At 75.7% G+C, this 6,085-nt stretch carries 5 protein-coding genes; 3 read left to right on the top strand and 2 right to left on the bottom strand.

Annotated features, from left to right (window positions below; all coding sequences use genetic code 11):
* The first annotated feature begins 95 nt into the window (after window positions 1–95).
* On the top strand, window positions 96–1,571 hold the full coding sequence (locus tag ACFQ8C_RS04975; RefSeq protein ID WP_383452340.1) for a serine/threonine-protein kinase: 1,476 nt from the start codon (window positions 96–98) through the stop codon (window positions 1,569–1,571).
* On the opposite strand, the gene ACFQ8C_RS04970 is transcribed toward ACFQ8C_RS04975, so the two are convergent.
* Window positions 1,540–2,694 carry an acyl-CoA dehydrogenase family protein gene (locus tag ACFQ8C_RS04970; protein ID WP_383452338.1) on the bottom strand — a complete coding sequence of 385 codons (1,155 nt, stop codon included), beginning with the start codon at window positions 2,692–2,694 and terminating at the stop codon, window positions 1,540–1,542. The two genes, ACFQ8C_RS04975 and ACFQ8C_RS04970, sit on opposite strands and share 32 nt — an antisense overlap.
* A gap of 116 nt (window positions 2,695–2,810) precedes the next feature.
* Between ACFQ8C_RS04970 and ACFQ8C_RS04965 the strand changes: the two genes are divergently transcribed.
* Both ACFQ8C_RS04965 and ACFQ8C_RS04960 read left to right on the top strand, forming a co-directional pair.
* Window positions 2,811–3,416, top strand: coding sequence for a TetR/AcrR family transcriptional regulator (locus tag ACFQ8C_RS04965; protein ID WP_383452336.1), 606 nt, complete (start codon window positions 2,811–2,813; stop codon window positions 3,414–3,416).
* A gap of 68 nt (window positions 3,417–3,484) precedes the next feature.
* A complete protein-coding gene (locus tag ACFQ8C_RS04960) occupies window positions 3,485–4,789 on the top strand; it encodes an ROK family protein (protein ID WP_383452334.1) in 1,305 nt (434 codons plus the stop codon).
* 139 nt (window positions 4,790–4,928) lie between these two features.
* Here ACFQ8C_RS04960 and ACFQ8C_RS04955 read toward each other — a convergent pair whose 3' ends face one another.
* Entirely contained in the window at window positions 4,929–6,068 is a 1,140-nt protein-coding gene (locus ACFQ8C_RS04955) for an XdhC family protein (RefSeq protein WP_383452332.1), read from the bottom strand.
* Between the last annotated feature and the right edge of the window lie 17 nt (window positions 6,069–6,085).

Here is a 6,085-nt window from a genome sequence, read left to right as displayed (position 1 = left end):
GCCCCGGCCGGGCCCGGCCGGGGCCGACGGGACTGGCCCGGGGCCGCGCACCTCTGGAAGGATCGCCTCCCAAGGAACGCGAACTCGGGGGGCCCGTGCACGACTTGCAGCCGGACGATCCGGCCACCATCGGCCCGTACCGCCTCTCGGCGCGGCTCGGCGAGGGCGGCATGGGCCAGGTCTTCCTGGCCGTCTCCCGCAGCGGCCGGCGGCTCGCGGTGAAGGTGATCCGCCCCCAGATCGCCGCCGACCCCGGGTTCCGCGAGCGCTTCCGCCGCGAGGTGGCCGCCGCGAGGACCGTAGGCGGCTTCTGGACCGCGCCGCTCGTCGACGCCGACCCGGAGGGCCCGGTGCCCTGGGTGGCCAGCGACTACATCGACGCGCCCGACCTGGCGGCGCTCGTACGGGACCGGGGCCGGCTCCCCGAGCCGGAGCTGCGCTCGCTCGCCGCCGGTCTCGCCGAGGCCCTGGAGGCCATCCACCGGGCCGGTCTGGTGCACCGCGACCTGAAGCCGTCGAACATCCTGGTCACCGAGGACGGCCCGCGCGTCATCGACTTCGGCATCTCGAAGGCGGTGGAGGGCGCCACGGCCCTCACGGACACCGGCCTGGTCGTCGGCACCCCGGGGTTCATGAGCCCGGAGCAGGCCTCGGGGGCGCCGGTGGCCCCGTCGAGCGACGTCTTCTCGCTGGGCGCGGTCCTGGCCTACGCGGCGACCGCCCGGCCCCCCTTCGGCGAGGGCCCCGTCCCGGCCCTCCTCTACCGCGTCGTCCACGACGACCCGGACCTGGACGACGTCCCCCGGGAGCTGCGCGCGCTCGTCGCCGCGTGCATGGAGAAGACCCCAGAGCGGCGCCCGTCCGCCTCGCGGGTCCTGGACCTGCTGGGCACCGAGGCCCCGGCGGAGCCCCGGCGGCCGGTGCCCCCGCGGGCGGCTCCGACCCTGGCGGAGGCCCCGGCGGAGGCCCCGGCGGAGGCCCCGGCGACGGTGGAGGTGCGCGCGGGCCTGCTGGCGAAACCGAGCCGCCGCTCGAACAACAGCGACCTGCTGTTCTTCCTGGGCATATTCGCCGCGCTGCCCGGCTCCTTCGTGGTCGCCTTCTTCGCCCCCTGGCTCGTCACCGTCGCCGTCGCGGGGCTCGGCCTGGCCGCCCTGACGACCGGGACCGTCCTCGGCTCCGGGGAGCCCCCGGTGCGGCGCACGGTCACCCTGACCGAGGCGTATCTGCACTGCCGGTTCCAGAACCGCGTCTGGTCCTCGGCGTGGCCGGACGTCAGGCGCGTCACCGTGCGCCCCACGACGCCGCGCGTCCGGGACGAGCGCCGCTGGGAGGTGGCCGCCACCCTGGGCGCGGGGGTGCCGGCTCCCCCCGCCGGCTTCGCCAAGGGCGGCCAGGCCGTCATGCCCCTCGTCTTCGACGCCTCCGAGGACCCCCGCCCGGCGCTCCGGGAGCTCGACGCCGCGCTGCGCCGGCACGCGGGGAAGCGCTACTCCCCCGACCCCGGCCTCACCGGCTTCCTGGACCGGCCGCCGTCCGCTACTTCTCCGGGCGGGCCAGGCCGCGGCTGATGACGAGCCGCTGGATCTGGTTGGTGCCCTCGAAGATCTGCATGATCTTCGCTTCGCGCATGTAGCGCTCCACGGGGAAGTCGCGGGTGTAGCCGTAGCCGCCGAGGACCTGGACGGCGTCCGTGGTGACCTTCATGGCCGTGTCCGTGGCGATGAGCTTCGCCGCGCTGGCCTGGCGGCTGAAGGGGCGGCCGAGGTCGCGGCGGCGGGCTGCGTCGAGGTAGGTGGCGCGGGCCGCGTCGACGGCGGCGGCCATGTCGGCGAGGAGGAAGCCGAGGCCCTGGTGGTCGACGATCCGGCGGCCGAAGGTGGTGCGCTCGTTGGCGTAGTCGACGGCCGCGTCCAGGGCGGCCTGGGCGAGGCCGGTGGCGCAGGCGGCGATGCCGAGGCGGCCGTTGTCCAGGGCGCTGAAGGCGATCTGGAGACCCTGGCCCTCGGTGCCGATGAGCCGGTCCTCCTCGATGAGGGCGCCGTCCCAGTAGGCCGAGGTGGTGGGGACCGCCTGGAGGCCCATCTTGCGCTCGGGGGCGCCGAAGGAGAGGCCGTCGGTCTCGCCGGGGGCGAGGAAGCAGGAGATGCCGTGGCCGCCGGGGGCGGTGCGGGCGAAGAGGGCGTAGAAGCCGGCCTTGCCGCCGTGGGTGATCCACGCCTTGGTGCCGGTGATCCGGTAGCCGCCGCCGTCCTCCTGGCGCTCCGCCTTGCAGGAGAGGGCGGCGGCGTCGGAGCCGGCCTGCGGTTCGGAGAGGCTGTAGCCGCCGACGAGCCGGCCCTCCAGCATCGAGGGGAGCCAGCGCTCCTTCTGCGCGTCGGTGCCGAAGGCGTACAGCGGGTGGCAGGCCAGCGTGTGGACGCTGGTGGCGACGGCGACGGCCGCCCAGCGGGCGGCGAGCTCCTCCAGGACCTGGAGGTAGACCTCGTACGGCTGGCCGCCGCCGCCGTACTCCTCGGGGTAGGCGAGGCCGAGCAGGCCGGCCCGGCCGAGCGTGGTGAAGAGACCCTCGGGATAGGTCTCGGCGGCCTCGTGTGCGTCCACCCGCGGAGAGAGCTCGTTGTCGGCGATCTCGCGGGTGAGGGCGATGAGGTCCGCCGCCTCGGGGGTGGGAAGCAGGCGGTCGACATCCATGGCGACTCCATCGGCGCGCAAAGTGGTACTAGGACGGGTACTCCAGTACCGCTAAAAATAGCGCATGAGTCCGTGGACGTAACCCCTCCGTCCAGGCGGACCGGCATACTGTTCGGGTGATCGAGACCTCCGCCGCCGACGCCCCGAAGCTCACGGGCCGGGGAGCGGCACGCCGTTCCGCGCTCTTCGAGGAGCTGGTCGCCCTCCTCGTCGGCGAGGGCTTCGCCCGGCTGACCCTCGACGACCTGGCCGCCCGGCTGCACTGCTCCAAGCGGACCCTGTACGGCCTGGCCGGCAGCAAGGAGCAGCTGGTCCGGGCGGCCGTCGTCCACTTCTTCCGGCGCGCCACGGCCCGCGTCGAGTCCGTCCTCGCGGCGGCGAGCGGCCCCGCCGAGCGGCTCGCCGCCTACCTTCGGGCCGTCTCCGCCGAACTGGCCCCGGTCTCCCCGCAGTTCTTCGACGACGTGGCCGCCTTCGAGCCGGCCGCCGAGGTCTACGAGCGGAACACCCGCGCCGCCGCCGGCCGGGTGCAGCAGCTCATCGAGGAGGGCGTCAGCGCCGGCGTCTTCCGGGAGGTCCACGTGGCCTTCGCCGCCGACGTCATCGCCTCCGTGATGGTCCGCATCCAGCGCCGGCAGGTGGCCGCGTCCACCGGCCTCGCCGACGCCGAGGCCTACGACCAGCTGGCCGAGCTGCTGCTCAGCGGGCTGCGCCGGACCTGAGACGGCCGCACGATGAACCGCCCGAGCCCGTCCCACCTCCCGATGGACCACGACCGCGAGGGGCCCCAGTGACCAGACCGAACGGCCGGACCGTGCGGGACCTGCGGCGCGAGAACCGCACCGCGGTCCTCCGGCGGCTCTACTTCGACGGCCCGATGAGCCGCTTCTCGCTCGGCCCCGCCACCGGGCTCAGCTCCGGCTCGGTCAGCAACGTGGTGGCGGAGCTGGTCGCCGAGGGCCTCGTCGAGGAGGCCGGCAGCGTCGACTCGGCCGGCGGCCGGCCCCGGATCCTGCTGCGGGTCGCCCCCGCCAGCGGCCGCATGATCGGCGTGGACGTGGGCGAGACCCGGATCAGGATCGAGCTGTTCGACCTCACGCTCACCGAACTCGCCCGCGCCGAGCGCCCCTTGTCCCCCTCGGAGGAGGACGGCGAGCGGTACGACGTCGAGGTCGTCGTCGGCCACATCCGCGAGGGCATCGCCGAAGTGCTCCGCACCGCGGAGGTGCCCGCCGAGACGCTGCTCGGCGTCGGCGTCGGCGTCCCCGGCATCGTCGAGCACCCCGACGGCGGCGGGGCCGTCGTGCACGGCCAGACCGTCGGCTGGGACGCGGTGCCGCTGGAGCGGCTGCTGCGGGACGCGGTGGACCTGCCGCCGGAGGTCCCCTACCGGATCGACAACGGCGCCAAGACCCTGGGCCAGGCCGAGATGTGGTTCGGCGCGGGCCGGGGCGCGACCAGCGCGGTCGTGGTCCTCTTCGGCTCCGGCGTCGGAGCCTGCGTGACGACCGACCCGCTCGGCCCCGGGCGGGCCCTGGAATGGGGCCACCTGAAGGTGAGCGTCCGGGGACGCCGCTGCCGCTGCGGCGCCCAGGGCTGCCTGGAGGCGTACGCCGGGGCCGGGGCGCTGCTCGAACGGTGGCGGGAGGCGGGCGGCCGTCCGCCGGCCGGCGCCGACGAGGAGACGGCGCTCGCGGCGATGGCGGCGGCCGCGCGCCCCGACGACGGCGGCGCCCCCGACGCGGCCGCGCTCGCCGTCCTGGAGGAGACCGCCGAGTACCTGGGCGCCGGTTTCGCCGACCTGATCAACCTCTTCCAGCCGGAGCGGATCCTCGTCGGCGGCTGGGCGGGACTGCTGCTCGGCACCCGCTTCCTGGCGGCCGTCGAGGAGCACGCCCGCGCGTACGCCCTGGCGTACCCGGCGGCCCGGGTCACCCTCGGCATGGGCACGCTCGGCCCGGACGCGGTCACCGTCGGCGCGGCGATACTCCCCCTGGCCGACTTCTTCGCCCGGGGCGGCCGCCGCGAGGACCCGGGCCCCGTCGAGGCGTCCCCGGCCTGGGCGGAGACCGTACGGGAGCGCACCGCGCACTGAGGCACCGCGCACCCGCGGGCGCGCGCGGCCCCGCCCGGCGGGAGCGCTCGCGGCGGCTCCGGCGGCCGAGGAGGACGGGGCGCCGTCGTACGCCTGGGTACGGAGACGACGGGCCCGGGCGACGGGCCCGGGCGACGGTCTAGGCGACGGAGCCTATGCGGCCGGCGACCGGCGCGTCCGGGCCGTCGTGGTGGATCGGGGTGTGGGCGCCCGTGAGGGAGAGGCCGCTGCCGCCGCGGCGGTCGGCGACGATCTCCGCGGCGATCGACAGGGCCGTCTCCTCGGGGGTGCGGGCGCCGAGGTCGAGGCCGATCGGGGAGCGCAGCCGGGCGAGTTCGAGTTCGGTGACGCCGACCTCGCGGAGCCGCTCGTTGCGGTCCTCGTGGGTGCGGCGGGAGCCCATCGCGCCGACGTAGGCGACGGGGAGCCGGAGGGCGGCCTGGAGGAGGGGGACGTCGAACTTGGCGTCGTGGGTGAGCACGCAGAGCACGGTCCGGGCGTCGACCTCCGTCGACTCCAGGTAGCGGTGGGGCCACTCGACGACGATCTCGTCGGCCTCGGGGAAGCGGAGCTTCGTGGCGAAGACCGGGCGGGCGTCGCAGACGGTGACGTGGTAGCCGAGGAACTTGCCGACCCGGACGAGGGCGGAGGCGAAGTCGATGGCACCGAAGACGATCATGCGGGGCGCGGGGACGGAGGACTCGACGAGCAGCGTGAGCGGCTGCCCGCAGCGGCTGCCGTCCTCGCCGATCCCGACCGTGCCGGTGCGGCCGGCGTCGAGCAGCGCGCGGGCCTCGGCGGCGGCGGTGCGGTCCAGCTCCGGGTGGCCGCCGAGCTTCCCCTCGTACGAGCCGTCCGGGTGGACCAGGAGCGCCTGGCCGAGCAGTTCCTCGGGGCCGGAGACGATCCGGGCGAGGGCCGCCGCCTCCCCCGAGACGGCGGCGGCCAGCGCGGCGGGGAAGACCCCGCCGCGGACCGGGGTGACGAGGATGTCGATGATGCCGCCGCAGGTCAGGCCGACCGCGAAGGCGTCCTCGTCGCTGTAGCCGAAGCGTTCGACGACGACCTTGCCGTCGTCGAGGGCCGCCTGGCACAGCTCGTACACCGCACCCTCCACGCACCCGCCGGAGACCGAGCCGATCGCCGTGCCCTCGCTGTCGACGGCGAGGGCGGCGCCGGGCTGCCGGGGCGCGCTGCCGCCGACGGCCACCACGGTGGCCACGGCGAAGTCGCGTCCCTGCTCGACCCACCGGTGCAGCTCTTCGGCGATGTCCAGCATGTCGGTCTCCTTGGCGG

Origin of the sequence: Streptomyces sp. NPDC056503 (assembly GCF_042794995.1) — a bacterium.
Taxonomy (GTDB): Bacteria; Actinomycetota; Actinomycetes; order Streptomycetales; family Streptomycetaceae; genus Streptomyces.
The sequence above is the reverse complement of the archived record's forward strand: the minus strand, read 5'-3'. Positions and strand labels throughout refer to the sequence as shown.